21 protein-coding genes are annotated in these 26,193 nt (G+C 50.3%); 9 read left to right on the top strand and 12 right to left on the bottom strand.

What is annotated here, in order from left to right:
- Window positions 1-105: 105 nt before the first annotated feature.
- Window positions 106-954 carry a DUF445 family protein gene (locus HY774_03520; protein MBI4747527.1) on the top strand — a complete coding sequence of 283 codons (849 nt, stop codon included), beginning with the start codon at window positions 106-108 and terminating at the stop codon, window positions 952-954.
- A 68-nt stretch (window positions 955-1,022) separates the two neighbouring features.
- Here the strand turns inward: HY774_03520 and HY774_03525 are convergent, their stop codons facing one another.
- Window positions 1,023-1,613, bottom strand: coding sequence for a prepilin-type N-terminal cleavage/methylation domain-containing protein (locus HY774_03525; protein MBI4747528.1), 591 nt, complete (start codon window positions 1,611-1,613; stop codon window positions 1,023-1,025).
- Between the two features lie 477 nt (window positions 1,614-2,090).
- Between HY774_03525 and HY774_03530 the strand changes: the two genes are divergently transcribed.
- The gene (locus HY774_03530) at window positions 2,091-2,828 is read left to right on the top strand and encodes a zf-HC2 domain-containing protein (protein MBI4747529.1); all 738 of its coding nucleotides are present in this window, start codon (window positions 2,091-2,093) and stop codon (window positions 2,826-2,828) included.
- A gap of 98 nt (window positions 2,829-2,926) precedes the next feature.
- Window positions 2,927-3,619 (top strand): DUF4097 family beta strand repeat protein, encoded by a 693-nt coding sequence (locus HY774_03535; GenBank protein MBI4747530.1) that lies wholly within the window; start codon window positions 2,927-2,929, stop codon window positions 3,617-3,619.
- Between the two features lie 352 nt (window positions 3,620-3,971).
- Here HY774_03535 and HY774_03540 read toward each other — a convergent pair whose 3' ends face one another.
- The 5 genes from HY774_03540 to HY774_03560 form a co-directional block, all read right to left on the bottom strand.
- Entirely contained in the window at window positions 3,972-7,493 is a 3,522-nt protein-coding gene (locus tag HY774_03540; protein MBI4747531.1) for a S8 family serine peptidase, read from the bottom strand.
- Window positions 7,494-7,982: 489 nt separating this feature from the next.
- Window positions 7,983-9,458, bottom strand: coding sequence for an Asp-tRNA(Asn)/Glu-tRNA(Gln) amidotransferase subunit GatB (gene gatB / locus HY774_03545; GenBank protein ID MBI4747532.1), 1,476 nt, complete (start codon window positions 9,456-9,458; stop codon window positions 7,983-7,985).
- Entirely contained in the window at window positions 9,455-10,726 is a 1,272-nt protein-coding gene (locus HY774_03550; protein MBI4747533.1) for an HNH endonuclease, read from the bottom strand. Before HY774_03550 ends, gatB begins: the two co-directional genes overlap by 4 nt.
- A gap of 367 nt (window positions 10,727-11,093) precedes the next feature.
- Window positions 11,094-11,468 (bottom strand): response regulator, encoded by a 375-nt coding sequence (locus HY774_03555; protein ID MBI4747534.1) that lies wholly within the window; start codon window positions 11,466-11,468, stop codon window positions 11,094-11,096.
- Between the two features lie 72 nt (window positions 11,469-11,540).
- Window positions 11,541-12,362, bottom strand: coding sequence for a rhomboid family intramembrane serine protease (locus HY774_03560; GenBank protein MBI4747535.1), 822 nt, complete (start codon window positions 12,360-12,362; stop codon window positions 11,541-11,543).
- A gap of 467 nt (window positions 12,363-12,829) precedes the next feature.
- Here HY774_03560 and HY774_03565 point away from each other — a divergent pair, with 467 nt between their 5' ends.
- Window positions 12,830-13,087, top strand: a complete 258-nt coding sequence (locus HY774_03565; protein MBI4747536.1) for a hypothetical protein — start codon at window positions 12,830-12,832, stop codon at window positions 13,085-13,087.
- Between the two features lie 127 nt (window positions 13,088-13,214).
- Here the strand turns inward: HY774_03565 and sixA are convergent, their stop codons facing one another.
- From sixA to clpB, 5 genes are all read right to left on the bottom strand, one after another.
- Entirely contained in the window at window positions 13,215-13,721 is a 507-nt protein-coding gene (gene sixA, locus HY774_03570) for a phosphohistidine phosphatase SixA (GenBank protein MBI4747537.1), read from the bottom strand.
- Between the two features lie 105 nt (window positions 13,722-13,826).
- Window positions 13,827-16,067 carry an ATP-dependent Clp protease ATP-binding subunit gene (locus HY774_03575; GenBank protein MBI4747538.1) on the bottom strand — a complete coding sequence of 747 codons (2,241 nt, stop codon included), beginning with the start codon at window positions 16,065-16,067 and terminating at the stop codon, window positions 13,827-13,829.
- 271 nt (window positions 16,068-16,338) lie between these two features.
- Entirely contained in the window at window positions 16,339-16,986 is a 648-nt protein-coding gene (locus HY774_03580; protein MBI4747539.1) for a nucleotide exchange factor GrpE, read from the bottom strand.
- 80 nt (window positions 16,987-17,066) lie between these two features.
- Entirely contained in the window at window positions 17,067-17,519 is a 453-nt protein-coding gene (locus tag HY774_03585; protein ID MBI4747540.1) for an Hsp20/alpha crystallin family protein, read from the bottom strand.
- Between the two features lie 380 nt (window positions 17,520-17,899).
- Window positions 17,900-20,536, bottom strand: coding sequence for an ATP-dependent chaperone ClpB (gene clpB / locus HY774_03590; GenBank protein MBI4747541.1), 2,637 nt, complete (start codon window positions 20,534-20,536; stop codon window positions 17,900-17,902).
- Between the two features lie 263 nt (window positions 20,537-20,799).
- Here clpB and purH point away from each other — a divergent pair, with 263 nt between their 5' ends.
- On the top strand, window positions 20,800-22,386 hold the full coding sequence (purH, locus tag HY774_03595; protein ID MBI4747542.1) for a bifunctional phosphoribosylaminoimidazolecarboxamide formyltransferase/IMP cyclohydrolase: 1,587 nt from the start codon (window positions 20,800-20,802) through the stop codon (window positions 22,384-22,386).
- A 271-nt stretch (window positions 22,387-22,657) separates the two neighbouring features.
- Window positions 22,658-23,833 (top strand): M48 family metallopeptidase, encoded by a 1,176-nt coding sequence (locus HY774_03600; GenBank protein MBI4747543.1) that lies wholly within the window; start codon window positions 22,658-22,660, stop codon window positions 23,831-23,833.
- Window positions 23,834-23,922: 89 nt separating this feature from the next.
- On the opposite strand, the gene HY774_03605 is transcribed toward HY774_03600, so the two are convergent.
- Window positions 23,923-24,282, bottom strand: a complete 360-nt coding sequence (locus HY774_03605) for a helix-turn-helix transcriptional regulator (GenBank protein ID MBI4747544.1) — start codon at window positions 24,280-24,282, stop codon at window positions 23,923-23,925.
- Window positions 24,283-24,423: 141 nt separating this feature from the next.
- On the opposite strand from HY774_03605, the gene HY774_03610 reads away from it, so the two are divergent.
- The 3 genes from HY774_03610 (at window position 24,424) to HY774_03620 (ending at window position 26,103) form a co-directional block, all read left to right on the top strand.
- The gene (locus HY774_03610) at window positions 24,424-24,660 is read left to right on the top strand and encodes a thioredoxin family protein (protein MBI4747545.1); all 237 of its coding nucleotides are present in this window, start codon (window positions 24,424-24,426) and stop codon (window positions 24,658-24,660) included.
- A 337-nt stretch (window positions 24,661-24,997) separates the two neighbouring features.
- The gene (locus tag HY774_03615; GenBank protein MBI4747546.1) at window positions 24,998-25,630 is read left to right on the top strand and encodes a DUF1579 domain-containing protein; all 633 of its coding nucleotides are present in this window, start codon (window positions 24,998-25,000) and stop codon (window positions 25,628-25,630) included.
- Window positions 25,631-25,665: 35 nt separating this feature from the next.
- Window positions 25,666-26,103 (top strand): hypothetical protein, encoded by a 438-nt coding sequence (locus tag HY774_03620; protein MBI4747547.1) that lies wholly within the window; start codon window positions 25,666-25,668, stop codon window positions 26,101-26,103.
- The last annotated feature ends 90 nt before the right edge of the window (window positions 26,104-26,193 follow it).

Below are 26,193 nucleotides of genomic sequence, written 5' to 3' on the forward strand. Positions count from 1 at the left end.
GGTTAGTACCTGGTTCCTGGTTCTTCTTCGAAAGTATTGATTTCTAACCACTAACCACTAACCGCTAACCACTTTTTCATTCTTCATCCTCAATTCTTCATTCCAATGAATCTCACCCGCCTTGCGCTTGATTTAAGCCCATTGGTGATTGCAACCCTGCACGGCTATGCGGCTGCCTGGCTGGCCGTGAAAATGCTGTTTCGTCCCCGGCATCCAATCTATCTCTTTGGGAAAAAATTGCCTTTCACCCCAGGATTGCTGCCGAGTGAACGTGACCGGTTTGTGGATACCCTGGCTGGAATCGTTGCGGAACGACTTCTCACCGCTGAAGTGATTAGTCAGGAATTAAATGCTTTACGGCTTGAAGAAGAAGTCGAGGTTTTAGCCCGTCATCGCTATTCGGAACGCTCGCAACCAGAGGCATTGATCCAGGTCATCAGCACTCAATTAATGGGCGTACTGAACCGGTTAAAAACCTCGGCTGAAGCTCAGCACCAACTGGCTCAGGAAGCTCGCTTGTTCCTGGAGCGCCAAATCGAGCGTGAATATAGTCCAGCAGTAAGATATGCGAGTCGGTTCCTATTGAGCGAAGATCTGATGTTCCGAACCATCCATTTTGTGATCCAGGATGTCACATCCCGGCTTTCAGATAGCATTACGATTCGAACCATTCTGCGGCAAACCATTGCCCAACTCCCTGAGGCGGTGTTTCAAGGTGAATATCCACTCCAAAAACGGGTCGTTCAGGATTTAGTTGGGCAATTAACCAGCCGGCTTGATTTTAAAGGAATTATTAAACGGCGATTTGATACGTTCTCAAACGAAATTTTTGAACAGATCATGTACGAATCAGCCGGGCGTGAAATCCGAGGGATTATGCAGTTTGGAACGGTGGTAGGATTCATGATTGGAGCGGTCCAAACGCTGGTGAATCTGGTGCAGTACCTCTGGTAAGCATCCATAAAAAAACCTGGTCAGGCGACCAGGTTTTTCACAAACGTTACGAATCTCAATGGGGGTGATTAGGAACCACTTTGCTCACCCAGTGGGGGTGAGGTTGATTGAGCGCCAGTTCCACCAACCTCAACCCGAATGACCCCCGATAAATCAATGTAATACCCATTGCGGCCAGTTGCCGATAGTCCACTCGACTGAATAGGATCAGCCTGGATATAAAATCCACGATAGACGGTTACCCCGCCACTCGTAAAAGAATCAGCCAGGGCTGGATCCAACCCGGCAGGTAAGATCCCGGGACCAATCGTAAAATAATATCCTGATTTGGGAACATTGTTCGGTTGACTTCCCAAAACTTCATCAATGGCACCAGCCGTCAGGTTTTTCAATTCAACAAAATCAACGAGAAATCCATTTCCATTTCGAAATGCCATTTGGGCGGTGTGGTAAGCACGAAGGGTTGAAACGGCTGAAGCCTGGTTCGCCGCCCGGCGTGAAGCTTGCAGGTTTGGAACAGCAATCGCGGCAATGATTCCAATAATGGCAACCACGATTAATAACTCAATTAAGGAAAAGCCATGTGAGCACTTTGATCGGGCAGGGCGAATCGGTCGCAGGATGTTTCGGTGTCTGAAAGATTCATTTGCAAAACGCATATCCATCGAGCCTCTCTGCTATCTGATAGCAAATGTGACGAAATCAGAGTTGTTTATTATGTGAAGGGGAGGTTACAAAAAGGGAATTGAAAAATTTTGTTTCTGACAGGCAAGTTGCATTCCACTCTGAAATCCTTCGCCTCAAAAAGCCTCTAATCTGTTGATTTCACATATGCTCAGAACTGGAAGCTCGATGAAAAATACAGAGATTCACTGCGATAATGACAGGAAATGTAAACTCCTGGTCGTCATAACTGACAATTCTTGTTATCATTCTCCGTGGCTGGTGACCGAAGCCTGTCACCCTCCAAAGAGCAACGGTTCTGGAACCAAGGGCATCGCAACGCCGGCTTCACTTCTGTCAATATCTTCGGAAAACCACCTGTTTATTCAATTCACGTTACCCAGCCTTTGGCTATATTCTGCTTTCAACTCTTGTCATTTGAATTTCTTCATGCCTGGAGTTTCTCATCGTCTATGCAATGTCAAGAATGTGAGAACCTGCTCTCCGACTATTTGGATCATGCGATTGAGCCTCACCTCAGAAAAGAGGTCGAAGCCCACCTCGCTGTTTGCTCTGGATGCGCCGCGGTACATACTGAATTATGTCAACTCCTGGCCGCCAGTGAATTATTGCTCCCTCAAGTCAGCGGACCAACCATCCGCGCTCACCGCGTCCCTCAACCGGGTTCCGATGCCATCTCAAAGTCGCCAAACCAGTGGTTCTTCTTACGAATCAAAGAACTTCTGTTTGAGCGCTATGTTGAAATCAAGCTGACCATTCCACAATTCTCCGCTGTGGTTGGGATCGTTGGCGGGCTGGTTCTTTTTGGGTTCTGGTCGCTTCAAAACCCAACGTCTCTGAGTCAAGGAGAACCACGCCCGGTGTTTGCGAATCCAGCATCACCAGGCACCTCAAGTCCCGTCTTCGTTCCAACAAATCACCTGGTCTCACATTCTCGGAATTATCAGGCTGAGCGAGTCGTGTTAACCGAATCAATCACCCGACTGAGTAAAGCCCTTGAAACCCGAAAGATGGATTGGGACCCAGAATTGAGACGAGTATTTGAACGAAACATGGCGTTGATTGACCAATCGCTTTTGGAATGCGAAGTGGCATTGCGATCAAACCCCCATGATTTTGGAGCTGAAGAAATGCTGATTGCGGCGTATCGCGAAAAACTGCGACTGCTTCAAGAATTTGCGGCAATTTGAACTGAGGGGAAGGTGGAGAGCTTGTGAAACACGCAGGGTGTCAACCGGTTCGCACTTCATTCAAACCAAGGTTACTCCTTTTGGGGTGGTTTTTTTGCGTGTGCATCGTCCTTTTTAGCTTTGGCTTGCACGTTCCGATTCAAGGATCGGCGTCAGGTCTAATGATCCGATCCTATCGGGTTGACCCTCAATCCGCACGTCTTTCCCTGCGTGGCATGAAAGGGCCAATTACCATTACAACCGCAGCCAGGGATGAGATCAAAGTGAAAGCTGAAAGCCAAACTGGGCAGGTAAAAATTGCTGACAGGCAACTTGATAACTTTGTCCAGATTTCAGTGGCGGATGACCGGGCAGGTCTGGTGAAATTTGAAGTGGTTGTTCCTCCAACCTGTAACCTGGAAATTAAATGCCTGGATGGTGCCATATCAATTCAAGATGCCATTGGCTCGGTCAGTGCAGAAACGACAGATGGCGATATCACGCTGAAAAATCTGCGGTGTGCTCAGGTCAACGCCTGTTCGACGAGCGGACGAATTTTCTTTGATGGGGAAATTCTGCCCAAAGGCAATTATTCATTCCAATCATTTAATAATCTCATTGATTTGACGGTACCAGCCGCCGCCCCGTTTCAACTTGATGGGACAGCGTTTACTGCCGACATTGATCTCGGCGGATTCGTAGTCACAAACTTTGCTCCAGGCAATAAACAGCTCTCGGGCATTCATCGGCAAGGAAGCGCTCGAATCTACTTGATGACCCATCGGGGTCAAATTCGGTTTCATAAGAAATGAGTCAGTAGTAGTCAGTGGTTGATAAGTCAGTAGTCAGTAGATAAAACCCAGATCGTTGAATCCATGGAGTTCTTGAAAAGAATTGTTCTTATAGCTTTTCAGATAAATATTTCCTGAGTTTCTATTTTGGGAAATCTCAGAAACTATTGAGAAATTTGGTTTTATTTTCCGTGTATTCCGTGGTTTCTTATTCTGAAAATCTATAACTGGCTCAAATAGAATCAAATCCACTTGACAGATACTTCAAAGTCCCAACATTCGACGACTGGCGACTGACTGGTATAAAAAAAGAGAGCGGGTAACCTGTATCAGGGTACCCGCTCTTTGCTTCGAGGTGAGGGTCAATCAGAAACTAGGTTGTAATTGACAGGCTCAGCGTTGTGCTCCGCTGAAGGTTATTTCCGTCCTTTCCAATAATGGTGACGGTTGCCGATCCGGTTGGTGCGGAGCTTGACACTCTAAAGGTCATCACGCTGCTGGTTCCGGTGGCAGGAATCGGGTTGACCGATGCCGTCACGCTGGAGAACAAACCGGTTTTTGAGGTGCTGTATGACAACGTCACCGGTGATGAGTGACCGCCTGAGCGGGTAACATACACCGTGCGAGTGTAGCTGTAGCCACGTCGCCAGGTGCCAGATGAGCTGGAAAGCGACATCGTAAAGTTGCCGGTTGATCCGCCGCCGCCACTCGCCGCCGTTCCAGTGATGGAGATGCTCCAACTGTTCAAGGTTCCAGTATCGGCTGAAGCCAGATCTTTCACCCGAAGCGTCCAGTTTCCGGCTGAATTCTGCCCGTTGAAGGCGGTTGGGGTATAGGTGGCAACGATATTATCCGCGCTGTCACTTGAACTGGTTGCTTTCAGTGTGGTGGTCGTCCCAGCCGGGCTGATCAGTTCGATTTGCACATCACCTCGCCAGGTATGCGTGATGTTAACTGACGTGCTAACGCTCTGAATGGTCAGGCTATTGGGGATATTGATGACACTGGTGATGCCAGTGGTGTTGTTATCCGGGATGGCAATTGCGGTGTTATTGCTGCCAGTAACGGTTTGGCTTCCGCCGCCGCCACCACTCGCGGTCACATTCAATGTATAGCTCGCCGTGCGGGTGGTTGAGCCACTCGTGCCGGTGATCGTCACGGGATACGCACCAGCCACGGTCGCGGACGTTGTGCTAATGGTCATCGTTGACGTGCCAGCACCGGAAGCGACTGAAGCTGGGCTGAAAGAAGCTGAGGCGCCGCTCGGCAGGCCCGAAGCCGTCAGGTTTACAGTACCGGTAAAGCCATTGATGCTGCTCACGGTTACGGTTGAGGTGGTTGAGCTACCAGCCGTGACAGTGCCACTGGTTGGGGATGTTGAAACACTATAGTCTGGAGTTGGGTTTCCACCTGTGGTTGCATTGTAGATCACAAGGGCAAAATCCTGATCGGTGGTGTCACCGTTGCCTGGGATTCCATCGCCACCGATATTTGTTCCCACCACACGAACCGTAAAGCTCCCGGTCGTTCCGGCTGGCAGGAAAACGGATTCCATATTGTTGCGAATGTCGGCGTTGCCACCTGAGAGTGAATTTGCGCCTGAGAACACGTTGCCTTTGTAGGTTACAGTGCCCACCGTCACTTCGAGATCCAGGTTGTTGACCCAGGCATTGCCAGTCGTTGGGCCAGCCGCATCCGTCCAGGCCAGGGTCACTCGGAAAGGTTTCGAACCACTCACAATGTTTCCAGAAGTTGAATAGGTTTCACCCGTGGTGCTCAACACGCGGGTTTGATCCAGCATCACGCGCTGCTCAGCATCAAAGCCTGTTCCCAGGTTGACGCTGCCCATTCCTTGATTATTTGACGGCAGGGTGTCGTTGGCACCAACGCCGTTCATATAGCGGGTTGAGTTGGCAAGGTACGCTTTGACCATCGCTGGGCTTGGAATTCCCCAACCCTGGTTGATGAAGTATTGGCGAACCAGTGCCGCTGCACCAGCCACACCAGGAGCCGAGTGGGACGTTCCAGATGACCAGGCATACAGTGTCTGACCAGTCGGCCAGTACTTGTTGCACACACCATTGCCAGAATAAACAGTTGACCGTGAAGCCGCACCTTGAATGTGTGTTCCAGGTGCACCCAGATCGGGCTTAATACGTCCATCTGAGCATGGACCACGGCTTGAAAAACCAATTACATCATTGACGCTATTGGCACCGGTGTTATCGGTGGCACATCCATCAGTTCCAGTCTGGCGGTCATTTTCAAACGCCGCCACCGTAATGATGTTTTTGGCGGTTGCCGGTGGACGCACCGTGTTTGAACCTGATCCGTCGTTGCCAGCCGCAAACACAACTGTCATTTCCTGGTTGCCCGTTGCAGCAGAATCAGCATCACGCACAATCCGGTCATGTTCTTGTGAGTCAGTGTTGTATGAGTTCCCCGAGGTGTAGCCCCAGCTATTGTTGCTGATGCGAGCACCACCTGTGTACGCAGCCTTTAACCGAACCGTGGCTGACTGGGTAAAGGTTGCCGCGCTGCCGTTGCTGAAGACTTTCGAATTTCCAACTTTCACCCACGGCGCAATGCCAAGGCCATAGTTGTGCCCAGCGGCATCTTCATACGCCGACCCGGTTGAACTGTTATAGCCAAAAATAATCGAAGCATTGATATTTCCGTGACCGCCGCCACCATCGGCTGACGAGTCACCAGTGTAGTTGTTGTTGTACACGAGGCGGCTGGCGCCTGAGGAGGAACCACCCACTTTGTATTCCTGGTTGACATCCGTTGTGGAGCCACGATCAACCCCGTCGTCCGTCACGTCAACCACAAAATCAAACTGCCCGGTTCCAGAAAAGCCTTTTGACTGCAACCAGGACAGATAACCTGGGCCGTTAACGGTCGAACCACTAATATTACCCGCCATAATCTGGCCTTGACGTTCATCCATCAACCGTGGTGAGTAGTAAGGTTCAACGCCAAACACGTTGTCAATCTGGCTGATTTCAGCCAACTGGGAAACCGGGACCGTCAGCGTGATGTTTTGATATTCAAGCACTGGATGGGCTTCGCGAATCACGCGGCTGGATATTTCGGTCAGCTTCGCAATTGTTTCGTCAGCGCGGTGGTTGTTCACAATCTGGACAGTGATATCAACCGAACCAGCCATTCCTTTGGTGTATGCATTGCGGAGCACTGAAGTGGTGCGGAAGGCTGGTTCATAGAACCCAACATACTGCACACCATTTTTGGCTTCCTGACGCATTGCATCCAGCTTCTCGATTTGCCCATTGGTCGCCTCGACAACATATCCGTTGCTAGCCACATAGCTCACAACCCGAACACCGGTCTTCACCAGTTTTTTGTACCAGTTGTCCTGGATCGGACCTGAGAACTGGACGATGAAGAGCTTGGTGCGGCTGCCTTTGTCGCTTTGAACAGCTTTTGTTTCAGCATCTTTGGTGCGGACAAACTCAAGAGGCAAACTGGCCAATGTGGCTTCCGGATTGGTTGTATCTAACTGGTATCCGTTCAGCGTGATCACGTTCATGTCATCGCGAACTTCAGCCCGGCCTTGAACGCTTTCCAAAGTTTTGGAGTTGACGGTCAGGACACGGAAACTTCCGTAATTTTCTTCAGTCAGAACGCCACCTGAGGCGGTCAATTCGGTATACAGGGCCGCATCATCAGCGGAAACCATCACTTTGTGACGGTCGCTGGCGCTGACATAGCCATCAGGCAATATCATTGGCTGTTCTTCTTCAAGTTGTGTCACCACTGGACGGCTGTTCGCGGGCGACTGAAACGTGCTTCCTGATTGCATGCGTCCAATGCTGGTATACAGGACGCTGGCCGCAAACAGGACCAGACTTAATAGGGCAAGGTAGCGCTTCATTGGATGAATTCCCTCTCTCAGAGATTGCGTTGTGAGTTGTTGTAATGATTAGAAAGGTAAGAAACTGACGTAATCCCTTAAGCAATTATCGCGCCAGAACTCCAAATCTCCTTCTTACCACAACACAAAATCACGTAACATATTGAAATAAAATCTAGTTACCCGCCAATTATTTTAATTTCCAACCCGGCCTGAAGGTTCATCCAGGAAAAATAAAATGTATACTTACTACACATAAACAAAGTCACATTTTTTGTCACGCGATTTAACTCTTTTTTTTTCAATATTTTGAATTAACCGTAAAGTTTATCAAGCTACTGTCAATTGATTTGACAGAACAACCTCTCTGAAAAGCACAAAGCCACCTGAGACAGAAGAAAGCCTGTCTCAAGTGGCTTTTGACGAAAAATACCGAATGAATTATGAATTATGAGAAAGACGTGTCTCTGTTATTGCAATAGACACTCTTTGCATCATTCATGATTCAAATTATTCAGCCAGTTTGGCTTTCAAAATATCATTGACCAGTTGCGGATTGGCCTTTCCTTTGGTGACCTTCATCACTTGACCAACAAAGAAGGCCAGCAATGCCTGTTTCCCGGCCCGGTAATCGGCTGCCTGTTTGGGGTTTGCCGCAATGGCGTCGGCAATGATGGTTTCCAGTTGCGAGGCATCTGAAATCTGTCCCCCTCCCATTTCTTTGACCAGGGCGGCGGCTGATTTTCCAGTCTTAAACATCTGGTCAAAAATTTCTTTCGCCATTTTGCCACTGATGGTGCCGTCATCAATCAGCTTGATCATCTCGCCCAAAGCCGCAGGTGAAATCGGGGAGTTCTGCAAATCGTCAGCTTTCATCCGCGCCAGCAACTCACTGGTGATCCAGTTGGCCGCGGCCCGGGTATTTCCAGATGCTTTGGCGGTGGCTTCATAAAAATCAGCGATTTCACGGGCGCTGGTTAACAACATGCTGTCGTCAAACGACAGAGCGTATTCACTGATGAACCGACGCCGCCGGGCTTCTGGTAATTCAGGCATCCGGTTGTCAACTTCGGCAATCCACTCTGGATGCAGACGGAGCGGTGGCAAATCAGGTTCGGGGAAATATCGGTAGTCGTGGGCTTCTTCCTTGCTGCGCATGGTGTAAGTCCGGCCTTCTTTTTCGTTCCAGAGCCGTGTTTCCTGTGCCACGCGCCCGCCACTTTCTAAAAGCTCCATCTGGCGATCAATTTCATAATCAATCGCCCGTTGAATAAATCGGAATGAATTCAGGTTCTTGATTTCCGTCCGTGTCCCAAATGCTTCAGTTCCCCGTAGCCGAACTGACACGTTGGCATCACAGCGCAAACTTCCTTCCTCCATATTGCCATCACAGGCATCAACATAGAGCAGGCTACGGCGCAGATACTGCACGTAATCATAGGCTTCCCAACTACTTCGAAAATCAGCCTCACTGACAATTTCAGCCAGCGGCATACCGCTTCGATTGAGATTGACATAGGAGGTGTGCGCGGAATCAGGCATTCCTTCGTGCAGACTTTTGCCGGCATCTTCTTCGAGATGGAGGCGTTGAATCCGAAACCGTTTTAATCGCCATTCAATCGGGCGACCATGATGATCGCGCTCAGTAGTTGGGATTTCGACAAATCCGCTGATTGAAAACGGGCGATCATACTGTGAGATCTGGTAGCCCTTGGGTAAGTCCGGGTAGAAGTAATTCTTCCGGGCGAAAATGGATGTCTGGGTAATCTGTAAGTTGAGGGCCCGGGCGGCGCGGGCTGCTTTTTCAACCACTTCGTGATTGAGGACCGGGAGGGCTCCAGGCAGACCAAGGCAAACCGGGCAGGTATTGGCATTTGGCAGTGCGTCGAAGTGGGTGGCACAGCCGCAAAAAATCTTTGAATTGGTCTTCAACTGGGCATGGATTTCAAGCCCAATGACAGGTTCGTATTTCTCTCTCAGGTTCATCCTATTTTCGGCGTGGAGACCCGGTCCTTGCTGGGTCGGGAGGAAACGCCGCTCCTGCTTTGAATTAAGGTTGTGGTTCTCGCCGTCAACCGCACACAATTGGTTTTGATGTTGACACTGTCGGTCAGCCGAGTCCCGTCAATCGCCCCCAGAGCAAAATATCCAGTACTCCGCTTGCCGGTGACAAACCCAATTCCTTTCACAGTATGAATCAAATCGAACTTGCGCAACCCAAACAGCTTGCCGGTTGGAATCTGTTTCTGGCTGTGTTTGCCGGTCGTTTGCTGATAATCGCCCTGGCTGACGTGACGTTTGACGAAACTATTTCCGTTCCCGGCTTCGACGACTTTGCCATCCTCGCAACAAATGGCCATCGCATCATGGATGTGAGACTTGGGTAACTTCAAGAATTGCTCGCGCTTGTATTTGGTTTCGTACCCGAAGGTCGGTTCAAATTCCCAGCCAGATCCCTTGAGTTGGGTGGCGATCACACCCACTTCGGTCGCCGGTTTGGTCACATTTCGTTTCGGTTTGATCTCAAACTTTCCCTGATGTAAATCCTGATGACAAGTCAGGCACAGCGTGACGAGGTTGCCGTGATGGGTGCCGCCTTGACGACTCCTGAACTGCACGTGATGGACATTGAGTTTGAGGCTGTGGGGGACCTTTTGTCCGCTTTGACACTGGTGGCCGTCCCGGTGCAGCACGTAGGCTTTGACGTGATACCAGTCCTTGAGCGGTCCGTTTTGATATGCAACTCCCGCCACCTCTGGATTGACCAGTCGGTGAATGTCAAAACTCGCCGTTTCCACCTTCCAGCAAGTCACAGGTACCAATGACTCGACGTGTGTGCGCTCGCGCAGGTGCGACTCGACTTTGCTCCGGATGGAAGGCGGCAACCGGCCCTGCCGGCGTGATGCCCCACGATTGTCAAACCTGGCTGCCCGGTAGCGGGTTTTTCGGCTGCGGCGGCTACGGCGATAGGCTTGGCGTTGTTCCATCTTGCGCGAAACATCCATCCGAAGTGTGACTTCCGCCTGGTAGATCACCTTGCCGTTCGCCACCGCCGCCGTTCCAACCCTGGTGCTTCCCGTGTCCATCCCCGCCACCACGTCCTGCTTGTATCCTGATGAACCGAACAGCAGCTTGATCGTGAACGGTGTTTTCCGAACCACTTTCGCCTTGCCGGTCTTGAGCAAGAGCCTGGCTTTGGCCGGATTGGTCGGCATCAGCGGTTTCCCATGACAATTCAAAACATAAACGAACATATCGTTTATTCTTCCTTTCGGAGTGATGCGTACCGGTCTGACTGTGACCGCCGACCGGATTCGACCTCCTCTCGACCGGATTTGGGAAGGTTTACCGTAACCGGCACTGGCACTGACTCCCATGCCTGTTTAACCGGTCACCGTAGAGCAGCGGACTGAGGCGGCATCCGCAGGTACCTATATATTCTTCCCAATCGTTTCCCGTGATTTGCACGGGGGTCTGGTCAACCGGAACTTGAGCCAATCTCCCCACAACCAGCCATCCGTCAGGATGGCATCGTGGCTTGACGACTCAAGCTCGACCCTTGAGGGCTGAGTCTGTTGACCTTGCAACCGCTTCCTCAATATAAAATATAGGCGTCAGACGCTAATTTGAAAAATTCCGGGTGGTGGCCGTAATCACTGATAAAAGTTGTGATGGTGAAAACGGCTTGCGAAAGTAGGTAACCACGCCTTCCCTCAAAGCATTGCTTTGCGTTCGAATATCGGTCACCCCAGTTAGAATAATCACCGGAATATGGTGCAACTTCGGGTTCCCTTTGGCAAATTGCAATACGTCGAGCCCGGTTTTGTTGGGCATTTCAATATCAAGCAACAAACAATCCCAACCGGTATCCTGCTGCAAGCACTGTATGGCTTGATCGCCATCACCAACCATGGTGAGTTCAAATTTGCCACGCAGGATATTTTGAATCAAAAATCGAATTGCCGGATCATCATCGGCAGCCAAGATACGTTTCATAAAACTCCTTTTCTTATGAATCAATGATCTCAACCTGACTAAAACCTGAGTATCTGGTTTCAATCCGCTCATTTAGTGGATATGTTTACTTTGGTTGTCTCGATTGATCCGATCTTCAAGGTCATCCCACAATTCTTTCATCTCAGCATCAATCACCTTGAAATTACGATACTTACGCCGGATTCTCCAGAGTCGAATCCGTTCCTGTATTTCGGCAATCACGGTTCGGTACCATCGGGATTGATCTTTCCGAACCGACAGAACACCAACCCATACCCCGCTCAGGGTTCCAGCCCACCAGAAATCACCCCGTAACAAGAGAAAAATCGCCACTCCGGTCATAACCCAAACCAGCGTTTTTCCGCGCAAGGGAACAAAATTGAAATTTACCGTTTGCTCCCAAAACAAGGCTCCAAAACTCCCCAGGAATGTCCCAAACACCACGGCGGTGGCACTTGAAACGGGGAACCGGGTATGAACCTGGCCAATGAGCGCCATCAACACAAAGGCCATCAGGTGTGTCACAATCCCGGCCCAAAGGTAGTACCAGAGAAATCGTTTGGTCCCCCACATTCCTTCCAGCAAAGTCCCCACAAAATAAAATCCGAGCAACCCCAGAAGGAGATTTATAAGGTTGCTGGTGGCATCCGCCGAAATCGCATAGGCAACCGAGGCGGTCATAAATTGCCAGACGGCTCCCTGGAGAACCCGGTCAGGCACCAGTGCCAGAAACCAGGCATCAATCAGGCCCTGCTTGATGGCATAAACCTGTCCAAGATAGGCCAACCCGGTGAAGATCATCAAATATTTCACCCCAGGCGTGAGTGGCCGGCGCCATCCACCCCGATTGTGAGCTGACCCATTCCAATCATTGAGGTTACCAGTTCGTCGCATAGGCAATGCTCCTTTGCCGAAGTCTTGCTGCAGCACTATCTCACGCACTTCCATCTTTTGGCAAACCTACCCTGAATTTTTTGCGTCTCACTCAGGAAAAATGCTTGACCAGGTCCTTGTTTCGTGGATAATGGCCTGTTCCATACATTTTTTAGAAAGGTTGCCTGGAGGCACTATGTCAGCAAGCAGTAGTAGCAATATACCTGAGCCAACTGGTGGAAACTCTCAGCAGTTTTCAGCGTTGGGTTCTTTGTATTTTGCGAATAGCACATTCTGTTCATTGGTTCAGAATGGCTGTGTGTTGTATCCAGGTACCGATCTGTACAGCAGCACATCTGGAGGAGGTCGGTAGGCCACTTTCAGACAAACGGGCTTCACCTCGTGAGGGCCAACCTGCTGTTCAGAAGCGGGTTGGCCCTTTCGCTTTTTGATCGTTGAAAAAAATAATCAAAGGAGGGATACATCCAATGAAGCTCTTTGCCTTTTTTCGTGGTCAGGGCATTCACAATGCCCGTTTGGTCCGTGTCGAAACCATCAATTCCCTGGCCCAGCTTTCGCCACTGGCACGCACCGAAATGCGTGAACGGTTGCGGGATCTGGTCACCAAGGCTGAACAAAAGCGACGATTGCGCAACCTGCGGCCAATCTCGGCAGCACTGGTGAGCACAATCACCGCTGGACGTGAGCAATCCGACGAGGGGGACAGTAGATGTCTAGCAGCATAGGGGTAGGCAAGTGATTCGGGAACGTGAAGAGGCGTCATCCACTTCTTGTTCTCGAATCACTTCCTGAAACTTCCACCACTTTTTTTCCTTCAATTTGCCACCTTTCGTATTTCCGCTTCGACCGTACTTATTTCTTCCCCAGTAATCGCATCTGAGTCGGTGTCAATAACCACCGCAAGCTCCCACCGGCTTTCACCACACGCAGACTATCAATCCGGCATAAACTCCCTTTTTTCATCTGCAACGCCGCATCTCCGCGTGAACTGATCAAATACGCCCCCAACAAACTCAAATCCGGTTCATGCCCAACCAGCAGCACCGCCCCAGCCGATCCAAACTGGTCTCTTAAGACAGTGCATACCCGTTCTGGATCAGCGCCAAGTGCCAGAGCCTGGCAGACTTCAAGTTTATCTGACTGCCGTAACACTTCAGCCACAATTTCAGCCGTTTCACGTGCTCGAATCAGGGGACTGGTGAGAATTGCGTCAAACTTCAGATCAAGTTGACGCATGCCTTCAGCCTGCTGGTACATTTTGATTTTCCCATCCGGGCTGAGTGCTCGTTCCGCATCCGTTCGCGATCCACTATCTCCTAAATCATAAGCTATACCGTGGCGGAGCAGATAAATCTCCATGTTCAACGTCCTCCGTGATAAGTGTTTTTCCACAGAAACAACAAAGGCGAGGTTCTGGGTCAACCTCGCCTCACTATGTACCATTGAACTGGTCTGTTACTCAATTCAGTTCACTGAATCTTTTGACTCGGTGATTGGATCAATATTTTTCACCGTGATTTCGCCCTGTTCGGCTTCAACCACAAATGTATTGCCGTTATCCCACTGGGCAGTCAATGGGATTTTCACTTTCTCATCAATTGTCCGTTTCAAGAAACGAGCACCATATGCCGGGCTAAATCCTTTTTCAACCAGCAGGTTGCGGGCATTTTCAGTTACTTCCACGGTTTTCCCGCGGCGAGCCATCTGGGTTTCGATTTTGGACAGATACAAATCGCAAACCTGACGAACTTCATCGCGCGTCAGCGGTGAAAACACCACGATTTCGTCAATTCGATTGCGGAATTCCGGGGAAAATCGCTGTTCGGCAACTTTGAGGACTTCATTCTTGATCTCTCGCATATCGCCGAGGGTTTTGGTGCCAAACCCAAGCGGCTTCATATACTTCTTGAAGTTCTCGCTGCCCAGATTCGAGGTCATGATAATAATGGCATCTGAAAGATAGACCTTTTTGCCACGACCATCGGTCAACCAGCCTTCATCAAATGCCTGAAGGAACAGATTAAGCAAATAGGGTGATGCTTTTTCAACTTCATCAAGCAGTAAGACAGTGTAGGGGTTATCCCGAAGCTTCTCAGTTAAAATCCCTCCGCGTTCTGATCCGACAATGCCACGTGGCATGCCGATCAGTTTTTCAACCGAAACCGTGCCGTCCTGGTATTCCGACATGTCAATGCGAATCATCTTGCCTTCGTCACCAAACATAAATTCTGCCACGGCTTTGGCCAGTTCGGTTTTCCCAACCCCGGTTGGACCAAGAAACAGCAACACACCATCGGGCTTGTAGAAATTCTCTTTCAACGGACCTTTATTCAGGCGCAACCGGCGGGCAACGGCTTTGATTGCTTCGTGTTGACCAATCACTCGCTGGCCAATTCCGGTTTCCATATCGCCAAACCGCCGATTGGTTTCCCGAAAGATCATATCGCGTGGGATTTGCGACTCCTGCGAAATAACTTCGATCACCTCGGCTGAGGTAACCACCGGGTGCTCGGGATGATCCATTTCGACCTTGACGGATGCTGTATCAAGCCAGCCAATGACTTTGTCGGGCAGATGCAAATTCCGCATGTAGCGCGGCGCCATTTCAAGCGAAGTTTCAAGTGCTTCGTCAGTAATTTGAACCGAGTAGTTGCGCTCCAGTCGTGAACGGACACCAGTTAAAATCCGCCGGGTGTCATCGAGGCTGGGCTCGTTCACTTTCACCATTCGGAAACGCCGAGCCAGGGCTTCATCTTCGGCAATATATTCTTTGTATTCAGTACTTGTGGTGGCCCCAATGATCCGCAATTCACCGCGCCCGAGGGCTGATTTGAACATATTTGCCGCATCTGACGATGCGCCAAGAGCATTGCCGGCGCCGATCAAGGTATGGGCTTCGTCAATAAACAGAATGATGTTTTCACGCTCTTTGACTTCATTGATGAGGCCCTGAATTCGCTCTTCAAACATACCACGCAACATGGTGCCCGCCACCACCCCGGAAATCTGGAGGTGGACAAGGTGTGAATTGCGTAACCGCTGCGGAACTTTCTCTGGCTCAAGTTCAATCATTCGGGCCAGACCTTCGACCACGGCGGTCTTCCCGACACCAGGATCCCCAACCAGCATTGGAGAATTGGCTCGTTCCCGATGGCACAAAATTTCCATGACTTGACGGATTTCCTGCTCACGACCAATCACTGGCGGCAGTTTATCCTGACGGGCCAGTTTGTTCAGACTGACGCCAAAGTGTTTGAGATAAGGCGGCAACTCAAACTTGCGGCTAATTTTGGCCTCTTTTTCCTCGCGTGTTTTTACTCGTGAAGTAATTTTTTCGACCACTTCCTGAGCCTCAGCGCCAAATTTCTTCAGAACACTCACCGAGGCACTTTCCTGGTCTTCAAACATCGAGGCAAACAGGTCAACCGATTCAATGGTTTGCCGGCCACCCTTACGCGCCCGCATCATGGCGGAGGAGAGCAAGCTGCGGGTTGAATCATGAAGCTTCATCCGCCGCCCGACATACTGCCGCTGATGGCCCAGCCGACCATTAAATTCATTCAGGATGGCCTGTGGGTCGAGGTTTAAACTCTGCATCACGTCATTGAAGAGGGCTTTCTCAACTTCGGTTAAGGCCAGAAAAATGTGCTCAGGCGCCAGAAAGTTGTGATCACGGCGCTTGGACTCTTCAAACGCACGCTTCATTACCCGTTGTCCACTATCTGCGAATCTATCTGCAAAATCCCCAAGATCAATCATAAAAACCCTCTTTCGAAAGACTGAGAGTTTATCTTTCCTTTACAGCCCAATGCTGCCAACAGGCGAGAGAAAAACCCCTGGTCAATTTGACTCAATTGGATGCCTGACGCGATTGTTTAGCACACTTCCATAAGTGTCAAGCACATCTTGAAGAATGCCGGAGATGCGCAGCAGAGGCATCATTACCCTCTTTTTTCCGCTCTGAATTCACTCCCAATCAGGCATTTTCCGATTGGGCTTTGGCTTTCCCAACCCGGACCATTGCCGGGCGCAACAATTGTTTTGCCGACCGATATCCAGCCCGCAACTGACTGACCACCAAACCAGCTTGTGCCTCAGCCACTTCAACCACTTCGATGGCTTCGTGAAACGTGGGATCAAATGGCTGACCGACGGCTTCGATGCGTTCAAACCCATGGCGTTGCAGTGCCTGTATCAACAACCGCTGGGTGGCAGCAACTCCGCCAGCCAGATTCTCAGCGGTTTGTCCTTGATTGGCGGCTTCTAATGTTAGATCGAGATTATCAAAAACCGCGAGCAAATCCCGGACCAGGTCTTCTTTCCGGGCCTCGCTCCGCTGGGAAAAATCACGTTCGAGTCGGGCACGTGATTCCTGAAATTCAGCGCGCATTCGGCGCTCCAGATCCTCAACCCGCGATTGGATTTGTTTGACAACCATTTCGCGTTCGCGCAACTGGGCTTGCAACTCGGCTACCGTCGGCTGAACCTGGGGTGGATCATCCATAATGACCTCGCCTTCAACACTGATCACGGACTCTTCAGCTTGTCCCACTTGAGTGGTTGCCAATTCAGATTGGGCCGGTACTGGTTTACCGGTTGGTACAACAGGTTCTTTTTTGCTCATGGTTTTACGTGATCCTCGGCGCTGGATGGTGAGTGGCGGTACACAGGTACCGCCACCTCAGGAAATGCTCATTATTGGTTCTATTCAACATCAACCGCAATTTGACGGACGTGTCCAGTTTCACGTTTTGGCAACGTGATTTTCAGCACCCCATTCCGGCTGTAATCAGCTCGGATGCGCTCCAGATCTACATTTGGCGGCAGGGTAAACACGCGGGCAAAGGCACCGTACGCGCGTTCGATCCGGTGATAATTTTCCCGTTTGACATCGGCTGGCAATGTGCGCTCTCCACGCAGTAACAACCGGTCACGATCAACACTGACCTGGATATCTTCCTGTTTTAAATCCGGCAGATCAGCCAGCATGACAATTTCCTGTGGTGTTTCATAAATATCCACCGCCGGAGACCAGGTCGCCGTGGCCAGTTCGCCATCAGCCGCCGGTGATTGGGCACCGAGGTCTCCGAATAACCGGTTCATGCGTTCTTGAATGTTCATCAATTCACGAAATGGTTCAAATCGTTGGATTGACATACTTTTCCTCCACATTTTGTTTTTTGACTGAGGGCAATTGGGCTGAGTTGAAAGTTCATTGCGTTTGAAAAAACCCTCAGCCCTCAGCCCCATATGCACCAGGATAATACCATTTTGGAATGAAGTGATCGTATTAGAGAACAGTCAAGTAATTCAATCAATTGAAGTTAGTGAACTACTGACTACGATCTACTGACTACAAACTGGTATAAGGAAATGTGAGCCTGTTTGAGACAAGGAGATCATCCTCCCGACGTTGGGAACGGGAGAATGTTTTTCTCTCCGTGTCCTGTGTCCCCTTGTCCCCTTGTCCCCTTGTCCAGATCGGGTTCTGTTCCCTTATCCTGGCGCTTATGGCCCTCAGCCCCCAGTCCTGGTAACTAAAAGCCTTTCGAAGCCGCCACCTGGGTATCAGATCCGGTGGCGGCTACAGCCGTAAAGGTCAACTTCTCTTCCCGGCTGTCATAATCAACCTTGACGGCTTGCCCGGGTCCAATCTCACCGCGCAACAACCGCACGGCCAGTTGATTTTGCAACAGATTCTGAATTGACCGCTTGAGTGGACGCGCACCGTAGGTCGGGTTAAACCCATCAGAGGCAAGGTATTCCGTCGCTTCAGGAGTTAACATCAGGGTGACATTGCGGTCGGCCAGCATCTTTCGCAGTTTCTCAAGCTGGACTTCGACAATCCGATACAATTCCTGACGTCCGAGCGAATGGAAAATCACAATATCGTCAATTCGGTTCAGAAATTCCGGCTTGAAGGCATTGCGCAGGTGGGAAAGGACTGCTTCGCGCATCTGGGTTTCAGTTTCTTTTCTTCCGCTAAATTCAAGGATTTCACGGCTTCCGATATTCGAGGTCATGATGATGACCACGTTTTTGAAGTCCACGACCCGCCCTTTCCCATCGGTGAGGCGTCCATCGTCCAGGATCTGCAGCAACACATTGAATACATCCGGATGGGCCTTCTCGATTTCGTCAAAGAGAATGACCGAGTAGGGCCGTCGCCGAACGGCTTCGGTCAATTGACCGCCTTCCTCGTAGCCGATATATCCTGGAGGCGCACCAATCAGACGGGCGACCGAATGCTTCTCCATATATTCCGACATATCGAGGCGCACCATCGCGTGTTCGTCATCAAACAGAAATTCGGCCAGCCCCCGAGCCGTTTCGGTCTTTCCAACCCCGGTTGGCCCAAGGAAGATAAATGACCCAATTGGCCGGTTTGGATCCTGCAGGCCAGCACGCGAACGGCGAACAGCATTGGCCACGGCTTCCAGGGCTTCATTTTGACCAATGACCCGTTGCTGCATCCGCTCTTCCATGTGCAGCAGTTTTTGCATTTCGCTTTCCAGCATTTTTGAAACTGGAATCCCGGTCCACTTGGCAATGACCAGGGCGACATCTTCTTCATCAACTTCTTCTTTGAGCATGCGCCCGGTCTTTTGCAACTCAACCAGCCGCGCCCGGTTGGCTTCAACCTGCCGCTGGAGCTCAGCCATTTTGCCGTACCGGATTTCAGCCACTTTGGCGTAGTCGCCAGCCCGTTCAAAGCGGTCGGCTTCGATTTTGAGTTCTTCGAGTTTTTCTTTGTTTTCGCGCAGACGCTGAATGACTTCTTTTTCAGATTGCCACCGGGCTTTCAAACCGGAGCTTTTTTCCTTCATCTCTGAAATTTCCAGCTCGATTCGCTTTAACCGCTCACGGGCATCTACATCTTCTTCACGCTGAAGAGCCTGGCGCTCAATCTCACGTTGCGTGATTTCGCGTTCAACTTCATCAATTTCAGTTGGCAGGCTGTCAATTTCAATCCGTAACCGCGACGCGGCTTCGTCAATCAGGTCAATCGCTTTGTCAGGTAAGAATCGGTCCGCAATATAGCGATTTGAGAGGTGAGCGGCGGCAACAATCGCGGCGTCCTTGATGCGTACGCCGTGATGGATTTCATAGCGTTCTTTTAAGCCGCGCAAAATGGAGATCGTATCCTGCACATCAGGTTCGGCCACAAACACCGGCTGGAATCGCCGTTCCAGCGCCGCATCTTTTTCAACGTGCTTTTTGTATTCATTTAAGGTTGTGGCACCGACACACCGCAATTCGCCACGAGCCAGGGCGGGCTTGAGCATATTTGAAGCATCCAGCGCGCCTTCCCCGGCACCGGCGCCAACCAGTGTGTGTAACTCGTCAATAAAGAGCACAATTTGCCCTTCGGCCCTGATGACTTCTTTCAACACCGCTTTGAGACGGTCTTCAAATTCGCCCCGGTATTTCGCACCAGCCAGCATAGCGCCGAGATCCAGCGTAATCAGGCGCTTGTTTTTGAGGGATTCCGGAACATCACCCGAGATGATCCGCATCGCCAATCCCTCAACAATGGCGGTCTTCCCAACCCCTGGCTCCCCAATCAGCACCGGGTTGTTCTTTGTCCGTCGTGACAGAACCTGCACCACCCGTCGGATTTCATCGTCACGGCCAATCACCGGATCCAGCTTCCCAATGCGGGCCAGTTCGGTGAGATCACGTCCGTACTTTTTCAATGATTCATACTTTGATTCAGGATCCTGATCGGTAATCCGCTCGCCACCACGCAACTGCTGCAAGACTTTGAGCAAATCTTCACGGTTGACGCCACGCTGACGCAGGATTCGCCCCGCCGTGCTGTCTTTGTCACCAGCAACTGCCAGCAGCAAATGCTCCGTGCTGAGATAGGCATCTTGAAATTGATCGGCTTCTTTTTGAGCGGCGGTAAAAATGGCGCTGACTTTGGGAGAAAAATAGCGCTGGGCACCACTGACTTTCGGTAACTTGCCAATGACCTCACGGGCATCCTGCACAATCGACGGAACACTGGCGCCGATTTTTTCCAGGATTGATCTGGCAATGCCTTCGTTTTGTTCGAGCATGGCCACTAACAGGTGTTCGGGTTCAACCTGAGGATGTTGTGCCTGTTCGGCCATGGCAACGGCATCCTGAATAGCTTCCTGAGCGCGCAGCGTAAAGCGATCTAATCTCATAAATATCTCCAAAGTGTCGAAATCAGTTTCCTGATGGCTTGAGCCTTACCAGGTGGCAAGCTCTGCAAGAAAATCTTAGCGTGGCGATAATATAAATATCTGAGTGAATCATTGTCAAGTTTTATTCACCGGCTTTCGATTTCAAAAAATCCGGGCCAATTGCCAGAGTACACCAGAACCGAAGGAAGATTGCAGCGATTGCAACGCCTTTGGTAGAGTCACTCAAACTTTATCTTTATTTCTTTCCACTCTTGCTTTCTTTTATGACCACACATCTCATCAAACGCGCACTCTTAAGCGTCTCCGACAAAACCGGGCTGGTTGAATTTGCCCAGGGGTTACAGTCGCTGGGTATTGAACTGATTTCGACTGGTGGAACGGCAGAAAGCCTTCAGAAAGAAGGTCTTCCGGTCAAAGATGTCTCAAGTGTAACTGGCTTTCCGGAGATTCTGGATGGTCGAGTCAAAACCCTGCACCCACATATCCACGGAGGAATCCTGGCCCGCCGTGAACTGGCAACCCATTGTGCTCAACTCGAAGAACACCGAATCGAACCAATTGATCTGGTTGTCGTCAATCTCTATCCTTTTACCCAAACCATTGCTCAATCAGGAGTGACCCTGGAAGCAGCCATCGAGAAAATTGACGTGGGCGGACCAACCATGGTTCGGGCGGCAGCCAAAAACTTTCGCCATGTCGCGGTGGTGACAGATCCACGGTGTTATTCAGCCATTCTGGAAGAACTCCAGGCTCACGATGGCGCGCTCACCCTGGCCACCCGATTTGCGCTGGCCACGGCGGCCTTCGAACATACAGCCAGCTATGACCTGGCCATTTCGGAATTTCTTGCCAATCGGGCTCGGTTTGATGCCGATTCCAACCAGTTCCAGGTATCAGATCCGGAACCCTTCCCGGCACACCTGTCGTTCCAGCTTGAACGTCGTCAGGCGCTCCGATACGGAGAAAACCCACACCAGCAAGCAGCACTGTACCAGTTGACCACAACTGATCGAAGTGGAATCGCCTTTGCCGACCAGTTACAGGGAAAAGAACTTTCCTTTAATAATCTGATTGATCTCGATGCCGCCTGGAACCTGGTCTGTGAATTTGATCACCCGGCCTGTGCCATCATTAAACACACGAATCCTTGTGGCGTAGGTGTGGCATCCGTGCCACTCGAAGCCTATCGCCAGGCGCTGGCAACCGACCCGGTATCAGCATTTGGTGGCATCATTGCTTTTAATTCCCAGGTTGACGCTGGAACGGCCACTGAGGTGACGAGCTTGTTTGTCGAAGCCGTGATTGCGCCTGATTTTGACGAAGCCAGTTTGGAGATTTTTGCGGCCAAGAAAAATGTTCGTGTCATGCGGGCCCGCCCCGGACATGCTGCCAGCGGGTGGAATGTGCGCAGCGTTTCAGGTGGGATTCTGGTCCAAACTCAAGATACGTTCCGGGTCACAACTGACCAGCTCCGGGTAGTCACCGAGCGTCATCCAACCGAAGCCGAGCTTCAGGACCTGTTGTTTGCCTGGACCGTGTGTAAGCATGTGAAGTCAAATGCCATTGTGTATGCACGCAGCTTGCAACTGGTCGGAGTTGGCGCCGGCCAGATGAGTCGGGTTGATTCAGTGAAAATCGGTGCCATGAAGGCTAAATTACCTATCGAAGGCGGGGTGCTGGCTTCCGACGCCTTTTTCCCGTTCCGCGATGGGCTCGATGCCGCCGCCGAACATAAAATCACCGCCGTTATCCAACCCGGCGGCTCTGTCCGCGATGCAGAAGTCATTGCGGCTGCCAACGAACATGGTCTGGCAATGGTTTTTACCGGCGTCAGGCATTTTAGACATTAGTCAGTCGTCAGTCGTCAGTCGTCAGTCGTCAGTCGTCAGTCGTCAGTCGTCAGTCGTCAGTCGTCAGTCGTCAGTCGTCAGTCGTCGAGTGTTGGGAATTGAGAAATCTTGTCAAGTGGATTTGGTTTGATTTGAGTTATTTAGGAACAATTCTTTTCAAGAATTCGACGGATTCAACGATCCGGGTTTTATCTACTGACGACTGACTTATCAACTACTGACTACTGACTGCAACCTTATCCACTTTCATCCCAAAGTTAAGGAACCACCTATGTCCAACGAGATTGAAAATCCGCAACCACCTGATGAGCCTGGGAAGAATGGTCAGTCAAATGATCCGGAATCAAATAATGGAGACGCGGTCCATGCCGATTCAGGCGAAGCATCGCACTCGCCCGAAGAAGGCCAGCCGGTTTCTTCGGCTGACCCGTCAAGCCACACCGAAACCACACGGGTTCGGTGCCGGTTCTGCAACCAGTTAAACCAGCTCCGAGCTGGGGTATCGCTTTCAAAAGATGGTCATATTCGCTGTGGGCGGTGTCGGCTTCCTCTCAGCGAAGAGCCACACACCAAATTTGGAACACTTGACCCGCACAGCTACATCCATCCACTGGATTCACAGGCACTCCGAACACTGCAAATGATTCCAGGAATTGATCCAATTCTGAAAAAATTTCTGGAAGTCACTGGTGAAAGTATTTTGCGGATTATTTTCTCGGCCAATGGTGTCCGGGTAACCGAGCGTCAATGCCCAGATCTGAATGCCAAGCTCGAAGTGGTATGCTCAACCTTGGGAGTTGAAAAACCAGAATTGTACCTGAGCGTCACCAACCCGCTCGGTGGGGGCGGCGGGCTTGGGTTTAATGCTTTTACCAGCGGCGTTGAAAAACCGTTCATCGTTGTGTTTTCGCCGTTGATTGAACGGCTTGATGATACAGAGGTTCTCGCCGTTCTGGCCCACGAAGTCGGCCACATCCACTGTAACCACTTGCTGTATAAGGTTGCCGCTGAATTGTTGTTTATGGTAGCCAATACGGCTCTGGAATCAGCGCCAATACCTCCGGGACTGGTCAATCTGATCACACTCCCGGTTCGAGCCGCCTTGATGACCTGGTATCAAAAAGCTGAATTGAGTTGTGATCGAGCGGCATTGCTGGTGACACAAGATTCAAAAGCACTGGTCAATGTGATGATGAAGCTGGCTGGCGGGAGCATGACCTCAAAAGTCAACTATGAAGAATTCATCAACCAGGCTCGTGAATTTGACAAATCTACACAGTCGAGCTTCATTGACAGTTTCTGGACCTCAATCCTGGCCAGTGGACGCACACATCCGTTCCCTGTCTGGCGCGTTTCTGAAATCCTGAAATGGACAGAAGATCCTGAAGGCTACGAACGAGCTTTGAAACTTGGTCAACCTCAGCAAACGCAGGCCGCCTCAGCCTGAAAAAAGTGGTTAGTGGTTAGTTTCTGGTTCTTGGTTCTTCGAAAGTATTGATTTCTAACCACTAACCACTAACTACTAACCACTGACCACTATCTGCTTTCTTCATTCTTCATTCGCCCCTGTTCAGCTTCAAGCCGTTCAATTGACTCAAGCACCTCGGAAAATTTGTGACCAAAAGTGGTCAAGGTATACTCAACGTGCGGCGGGACTTCGGGAAAGACCCGCCGTTCCACGATTCCAAACCGTGTTAATTTGCGAAGCCGTTCGTTGAGGACTTTTGTCGTCAAGCCTTCCACACCTCGCCGCATGGCCCCAGGCCGATGCACCCCCTGCCGAATCAGATTCAACACCGTCAGTGACCACTTACATCCAATAATATCTTCGACCATGCGCGAAACTGAGAGCGGCGGCTCAGGATCCGGAATTATTTTCTGCTTTGGAATCGTCATTTTGCACCAAAAAGTACCTATCGAACCAAATTGTGCTTACTGTTGCAAGGAAAAGAGTTTTGCTACTTTGCTCCTCGAAACGAAACTGGCTGTGTGACCCACAGCATCACATTCTGTTAAGACATTGAAGGAGCAATGAGTATGAAATCAAAAGCTGTATTTTATCACGCGGGCTGTCCGGTTTGTGTCAGTGCCGAACAAAGTCTGGTGAATGCGTTGGACGCTTCACGCTATGACCTGGAAATTGTCCACCTGGGTGAGCACAAAGATCAACTGGCTGAGGCCGAAAAGTTGGGAGTGAGCTCAGTCCCGGCACTCGTCCTCGACGGTCAGGTCCTGCATATTAACTATGGGGCGGGGTTGGCTGACCTTAAATAGTTCAGGGTTCAGGGTTCAGGGTTCAGGGTTCAGGGTTCAGGGTTTTCAAACCGACGAGGTTCAAAGAAGTAGTACTCTGTCACCTTGTCACCTTGTCACCCTGTCATTTGTCACCTTGTCAAAAAGGAGCACCTCAAGTGCTCCTTTTTTCATGACTGGACTTATTACTTCTTATTATTTTTTCGATTTTTTTCGATCATTTTTCTATTCTTTTTCGTAGGGCATGATATACTCACAAGACATTTCAAAGTTATTTCCCTTTCGATCAGGGTTCACCAGCCACAGACAAGGTCAACATCAAAGACCTTCATCTTCAAAGTAATAGGAGAGGCCCACCATGAAATTTCGAGTTGTATTTTGTGCTATCTTGCTGTTTGTCGGCGCTGAATTGATGTCAGCTAATATGCTCGCCCAGGAAAAACAAGCCCCCCAAAATCCTCCAGCCCCATCCCAGGCCCAAATGGAAGAAATGATGAAAAAATACCAGGAACTTTCCACGCCTGGCCCGGCTCACGAGCGATTCAAGTCCCTGGTCGGAACCTGGAATGTCACCAATCGCGCCTGGATGGACCCCAAAGGCGAACCGGTTATTTCCAAAGGGACCTGTGAATATAAATTGATTCTGGGTGGCCGGTATCTGGTCCAGGAATTTCATAGTACCTTTATGGGCCAGCCATTTCAGGGAATGGCACTGGTCGGCTATGACAATTTCCGCAAACAATACACATCAACCTGGGTTGATTCGATGAGTACGGCCATTATGATCAGTACTGGGACCGGGGATGCGTCAGGAAAAGTGTTTACCTACACCGGTACCATGGATGACCCCGTCATGGGTATTAAGGATAAAGTCTGCAAATCCATTGAGCGGGTCATTGACCAGGATACGCATGTCTTTGAAATGTATGACACGCTCCCAGGCGTGGGTGAATTCAAAATGATGGAAATCACTTACACCCGGAAAAAATAAGCCAGGGAAACCCATTTCATCAGGAATCACAGATTATGAAAGTGCTTGCGATTGCATTGCTTACAGCCGGCCTCTGGTTCAGCCAATCCATCCTGGCTCAGGAAAAATCAGACCCGCAGCCAGCCACCAAACCAACCGCCGAAAGTCAAAAAAAACCGGAAATCCCTGAAGGGATGACTGTGTACTATATGGGACTTCTCAGCCGTGGTCCCAAATGGACACCCGAAAAAACAGCCGAAACCAACCGGATTCAAGAAGAGCACATGGCACACATTCGCAGTATGGGTGCGTCAGGCAAGCTCGTCATTGCGGGTCCGTTTCTGGATGGTGGTCAATTACGTGGGATTTTTGTCTTTAAAGTCAGCACCTTAGAAGAAGCCAAAGCCCTGGCTGAAGCTGATCCGGCAGTCAAAGCCGGACGACTGCAAGTCGAAATCCATCCCTGGATGGTTGATAAAGGCATTTTGCCGTGATCTAACCCAAATTCTTTTCCATAGCGACTCTTCGACTCCTGAAGAATACATTTTCATCCTTTGCCCCTTAGTTTGTAACTTGACTGATTT

This window comes from Acidobacteriota bacterium (assembly GCA_016208495.1).
GTDB lineage: Bacteria > Acidobacteriota > Blastocatellia > Chloracidobacteriales > Chloracidobacteriaceae > JACQXX01.

What these genes read in the sequence shown, in the direction of transcription:
- HY774_03520 (MBI4747527.1), top strand. Translation starts at nt 106, where the DNA reads ATGAATCTCACCCGCCTTGCGCTTGATTTAAGCCCATTGGTGATTGCA.
- HY774_03525 (MBI4747528.1), bottom strand. Translation starts at nt 1,613, where the DNA reads ATGCGTTTTGCAAATGAATCTTTCAGACACCGAAACATCCTGCGACCG.
- HY774_03530 (MBI4747529.1), top strand. Translation starts at nt 2,091, where the DNA reads ATGCAATGTCAAGAATGTGAGAACCTGCTCTCCGACTATTTGGATCAT.
- HY774_03540 (MBI4747531.1), bottom strand. Translation starts at nt 7,493, where the DNA reads ATGAAGCGCTACCTTGCCCTATTAAGTCTGGTCCTGTTTGCGGCCAGC.
- gatB (MBI4747532.1), bottom strand. Translation starts at nt 9,458, where the DNA reads ATGAACCTGAGAGAGAAATACGAACCTGTCATTGGGCTTGAAATCCAT.
- HY774_03550 (MBI4747533.1), bottom strand. Translation starts at nt 10,726, where the DNA reads ATGTTCGTTTATGTTTTGAATTGTCATGGGAAACCGCTGATGCCGACC.
- HY774_03555 (MBI4747534.1), bottom strand. Translation starts at nt 11,468, where the DNA reads ATGAAACGTATCTTGGCTGCCGATGATGATCCGGCAATTCGATTTTTG.
- HY774_03560 (MBI4747535.1), bottom strand. Translation starts at nt 12,362, where the DNA reads ATGCGACGAACTGGTAACCTCAATGATTGGAATGGGTCAGCTCACAAT.
- HY774_03565 (MBI4747536.1), top strand. Translation starts at nt 12,830, where the DNA reads ATGAAGCTCTTTGCCTTTTTTCGTGGTCAGGGCATTCACAATGCCCGT.
- sixA (MBI4747537.1), bottom strand. Translation starts at nt 13,721, where the DNA reads ATGGAGATTTATCTGCTCCGCCACGGTATAGCTTATGATTTAGGAGAT.
- HY774_03575 (MBI4747538.1), bottom strand. Translation starts at nt 16,067, where the DNA reads ATGAAGCGTGCGTTTGAAGAGTCCAAGCGCCGTGATCACAACTTTCTG.
- HY774_03580 (MBI4747539.1), bottom strand. Translation starts at nt 16,986, where the DNA reads ATGAGCAAAAAAGAACCTGTTGTACCAACCGGTAAACCAGTACCGGCC.
- HY774_03585 (MBI4747540.1), bottom strand. Translation starts at nt 17,519, where the DNA reads ATGTCAATCCAACGATTTGAACCATTTCGTGAATTGATGAACATTCAA.
- clpB (MBI4747541.1), bottom strand. Translation starts at nt 20,536, where the DNA reads ATGAGATTAGATCGCTTTACGCTGCGCGCTCAGGAAGCTATTCAGGAT.
- purH (MBI4747542.1), top strand. Translation starts at nt 20,800, where the DNA reads ATGACCACACATCTCATCAAACGCGCACTCTTAAGCGTCTCCGACAAA.
- HY774_03600 (MBI4747543.1), top strand. Translation starts at nt 22,658, where the DNA reads ATGTCCAACGAGATTGAAAATCCGCAACCACCTGATGAGCCTGGGAAG.
- HY774_03605 (MBI4747544.1), bottom strand. Translation starts at nt 24,282, where the DNA reads ATGACGATTCCAAAGCAGAAAATAATTCCGGATCCTGAGCCGCCGCTC.
- HY774_03610 (MBI4747545.1), top strand. Translation starts at nt 24,424, where the DNA reads ATGAAATCAAAAGCTGTATTTTATCACGCGGGCTGTCCGGTTTGTGTC.
- HY774_03615 (MBI4747546.1), top strand. Translation starts at nt 24,998, where the DNA reads ATGAAATTTCGAGTTGTATTTTGTGCTATCTTGCTGTTTGTCGGCGCT.
- HY774_03620 (MBI4747547.1), top strand. Translation starts at nt 25,666, where the DNA reads ATGAAAGTGCTTGCGATTGCATTGCTTACAGCCGGCCTCTGGTTCAGC.